The sequence below is a fragment of the Gammaproteobacteria bacterium genome (assembly GCA_021647245.1).
GTDB lineage: Bacteria > Pseudomonadota > Gammaproteobacteria > RBG-16-57-12 > RBG-16-57-12 > JAFLJP01.
Window position 1 is genome coordinate 1 of sequence record JAKIVC010000061.1, and the last position, 3837, is coordinate 3837.

Sequence of the window (3837 nt, forward strand, 5' to 3'; positions counted from 1 at the left end):
GCTGGGGGGTTTTCTGGTATGCTTACTCATGAAAATGGTGACTCATCGGTTGTGGTTAAATGCAATTAACTGATTGATGAGTTTACCATTTTCTTTCATTGCTGTTATCTACTTGCAGGATTTAGGTCTTACTATAAATAACAGGAGTGAACTGGATCGACTGGACATGCGCCAGGTTTATAGTGGGCAGTCATGGCTTTGCCTATGAAGCAGACAATCAGAGAGGCGTGTTTTTTATTTTTTGTAATGGCCATACATGGGGGGAGTACGAAAGAGGCCGCATCAATGACCAAGGCCCACGAGGGTAGCCCCCATGGAATCAATAGGTAAGTAAAGGTGCGTGTAATTTACAAATTATTCAGACTAAGGCGGATTACCACAGCTCATCATCATCCACATGCGACTGGTGCAGTCGGATGAAACCCAGCTACCACTCACCGCAAAGTTGGTAACCTTCAACATACTCTGGTTGTAATATGGCCCATTGGTGTATGGCGTGGAGACACTCGTCCCCGCAGGCAAGCCAGCTTCGGGACCCACATCATTAAGATTAACCAGCAACGCCTTGTTTTTCCAGCCATGAGGTACCGACACATGACACCAAGTACACTCCATGCGACCAAGACGCCGGGCATGGGCCGTGTGTAAGTTTCTTGACACAAGCCCTGAAGAGAACATACACCCTCCGCCATTTCCTCGGAAGCCACTCAACTGTGGATTGGTGTTATTGGGATTCGCATAGTCGTTGTAGTTGTGACATTTGAAGCAGAGATCACCCGCACGTCCCGTGCCTGTTTCGTTATCCCAGCCACCCTTAAGTATAAAGTCATTATTGGAGCCATGGGGGCCCCATGGATTACCATTTTCACCTCCATTGGGAACGACGGTTCCTGGCGCCGTATCCGAGCCATGACAGTCCGAGCAGTACATCGTTTGGGAGCCAATCCCAGTATTAAAAGGTGGTAAAAAGATATTAGCGTCAAGTCCGCCACGCACCACCGGGTCACGGCCAGTCTCACCCATAACCGGGTGCCAAGAGCGGTGGTTATTTGCAGAATAATTTGAGTGTGCCCCGGTACCCAGCGCCGTACCCTCACCCTGATGATTAATGGGTGCTTGGAACTCCATCGCCTGATTGGTGTACTCAGTCACACTGTTGGTCCCCGAGGGGGTTCCACCAATAAAAGAGCCTAGCTGTGGCGGATTAATATCATCAAAACCATAATTAGAGTGGCACTTCAAGCAGACCTGATACTCACGACTTACCCAAGTATCCGTCACATTCATAGTAGCACCTGGGAGTCCTTTTTTAATTTCGAAGCTGATAGGCGAGCTATTAAATTCAGTCTGAGTATAAACCGGCTCCACGCCCCAGGCTCCACGCAACACACCTGAAGCAATATTGGTATGCATAGTCCCTGCCGTATGCATATGGGTACCGCTACTATCGGGCAAGCTGGGGTCACTATTGGCTAGCTGCTTTTTAGTCACCCGGTGAGGGTTGTGACAATCGGTACACTCCACATGACGATTGGCCAAAACACCCTTACCAAGCAGCAGTGGTGACTCAAGAAAATCTTTACCCGAACCCGCCCCTTGGGTACCGATATCGTGCACTTCACTTGCACCTGGTTGATCAGACGTTGTAATAGGCATGCGTCGGGCCAGCAAAAAGTCTGTTTTTATATCGGGAACCTGAGTATTGACCCCCTGGGAGGTGAGCGTATCTCCAGTAGCCGAGTGACATTGGTAACAGCTCTCCTCAATAGCAGAACTACCCCCCAGCTTGGGCGATGCCGTACTGTCCGTTCCTTCTCGCAGCAAACGCCTAGAGCCTTGTACCGTATGTGTATCATGGCAATTCAGGCAAGCCGCTCGCCACACAGGAATCGCATTGGGGAAGTCACGCTGTGCCGCTGCCGTGGCAGTGTAGACTTCATCTGCCACCAATTCATTAGCATGTGCGGAATAAGTCCAGCCTTCTTTATTGTGGCAAGCCAAGCAGATGATGTCATTGCTTTCATTAAAATCACTGTTAACTGGAGCGGCATTAGTCTGGAAGCGATTCAGGCGCAAGAACTTGATATCCTCCCCCGAATCGTCTCGAATATGAGGATCATGACAGCTAACACACTCAAGCTTGGCGGCGCCATCCACATGATCAACAACCAACGGAATGCTCGGCCTCACGCCCGAGGAGCGTACACCGATAGCGGGTGTCGTCAGTGGATCGCGCAGCTCACCATCATTTAAAACCAGCGTACTATCATAGGCAAATGAAATCGGGTGATCATTCGTCAAATTCACACCTAAGTTGCGCGTAAAACCACTACTCGCACCTGAACCATCCGGCATAACACCCGCAAGCCCGGTTCCGCTCATTGCAATATCTTCACTCTCGGCCACTTGATCCGTAAACTGCCCATTAAGTACATTTACAGAACCAACCGCTAACACGCCATCATGACAACTTAAACAGAGCTTCGATGAACTAGCAGGTGCTGCCGGCACACTCGACTCCATTGAGCTCGAACTATACATCTCATAGGTAGCACCCGATATGGCACGATTCCAAAGTGGGGCCTGTACAGTAATATTGGCGCTGTGGGGAGTATGACAAAAAACACAGAGTTCATTTTCAATATTAGCCTTTACCGTTCCGGGGCCGGATATTGAAAGATTATGCTTAGTGTTAGTGATATCTGAAATTCTTGCAGCAGTAGCGTGAAGAGGCACTGACAGCAGCAGAGCCATCAACAAAAAAACAGATATTCTATTAGCGTAAAATCTCATCACTCTCTCTGCCACCACTCTGAACTTAAAAATTAAACCCAGCTATCGCGCTACAAAAAACCAACCAACCCTAAGCTTTTTAGGTTTAGTCTAAATTAGAAGCAGTCTAATCTTACACTCAACCCCCAATGACCACAACGACAAAACACAGCCTGAACCCTATCACTACTGCTCGCAACGAATAACCTTATTGGGTCAAGAGGCCTCATGGAGGCTCATAAAAAATACCACCTCATCAGTATAGCCCATACTGGCGACCTATACCCCACCGGGTCTCATAGCAAAAAACAGAACCTATGAAGCTGGCCGCTCGTAGCCTAAACAACTCACCCTAAGCCAACACCCCTCAAAATTAACATTACATTCCCAAAAGAAAATGCCGACAATACAGCAGTACTTTATCCACACAAGCCCGGAGTCAGTCTATTGGATATTTTTATCGGCAACGCCCCACCCCGTTTTACTAGGGCGGCCATGCAGCAGCTTTTCATTAGAACAATCGCAAAATCCAGAAAAAAGTTTTTTTTCTGGAAACGCCAGGGCATTCATAAAGTGCAAGTCAAGCAAGTTATAAAGCAGGCATCCGGCAAACCCCGGCGCTATTTTGTTGTACACATTGAAACCCATGAAATCGCACTACTCGCCATTCGGCGGCTCAACTTAAAGACCGTAGAGGGCCATCGTTTAATCGTAAGAGAGCACCACACCCGTGGATATATGAATGAGCGACGAGCCGTCAATTGGCGTGAGCGCCCCTGGAGCAAGACAGAACGTCGCAAGAGCGAGCGGCGCACCATCCAACAGGGTGACGACTTTTTTTCCGAACTGGACAAGCATGCAAATGGAGTGGAATTTAAAACCTAATTTGGCTTGCCACACTCCAACGACTACGTTTTAACCCCTGCTTGAGAAGTGACACCTAAATCCTGCAAGTAAGAATACCGCAAATCACCCCCCCAAAAAGTGATCACTTATTGGCCTGAGGGTGGTGGATTATCACCCACCCTCAAGCTAAAGAAGCAGAATAACGCCCTCGTTGTTCTT

Annotated in this window: 2 protein-coding genes; one reads left to right on the forward strand and one right to left on the reverse strand. The window is 48.4% G+C overall.

Going from position 1 to position 3837, the window contains the following annotated elements:
* Positions 1-363: 363 nt before the first annotated feature.
* Positions 364-2793: a hypothetical protein gene (locus L3J94_12085; protein MCF6219461.1), complete on the reverse strand. Its 2430-nt coding sequence runs from the start codon at positions 2791-2793 to the stop codon at positions 364-366.
* A gap of 552 nt (positions 2794-3345) precedes the next feature.
* Between L3J94_12085 and L3J94_12090 the strand changes: the two genes are divergently transcribed.
* Positions 3346-3657: a hypothetical protein gene (locus L3J94_12090; protein MCF6219462.1), complete on the forward strand. Its 312-nt coding sequence runs from the start codon at positions 3346-3348 to the stop codon at positions 3655-3657.
* Positions 3658-3837: the final 180 nt, after the last annotated feature.